Origin of the sequence: Caballeronia sp. LjRoot34 (assembly GCF_964253815.1) — a bacterium.
Classification (GTDB): domain Bacteria; phylum Pseudomonadota; class Gammaproteobacteria; order Burkholderiales; family Burkholderiaceae; genus Caballeronia.
This window is the reverse complement of record NZ_CAXUSB020000036.1, coordinates 1-261: the sequence shown is the minus strand read 5'-3', so window position 1 is coordinate 261 and position 261 is coordinate 1. Positions and strand designations below refer to the sequence as shown.

Sequence of the window (261 nt, the reverse complement as noted above, 5' to 3'; positions counted from 1 at the left end):
AGAACTTCGCTGTCCTTCGGCGCATCGTGATGAACCTGCTCAAGCGCGATACGACTTCCAAGGTGGGGCTGAAGATTCGCCGTCTGAAAGCGTGTGCGAACGACCGCTATCTCGCTCAACTCCTCGGTTGGCATGGTGAATAGAAATTTAACTTTTAGTGCAATCGCCCTGGCTTTTAAGGACATGACGGGCTCCACGTTGGTTTATTCCGACTCGCTTGGGGAAGAAAGGCTATGCCACTGTTCATCACAATCTTGCGCA

The 261-nt window shown here is 51.7% G+C and carries 1 protein-coding gene; it reads right to left on the bottom strand.

Annotation, left to right across the window (positions count from 1 at the left end; translation table 11 throughout):
• On the bottom strand, window positions 1-185 hold a 185-nt coding region (locus ACSQ36_RS47040), incomplete at its 3' end, for a hypothetical protein (protein WP_436187639.1).
• Window positions 186-261 lie beyond the last annotated feature (76 nt).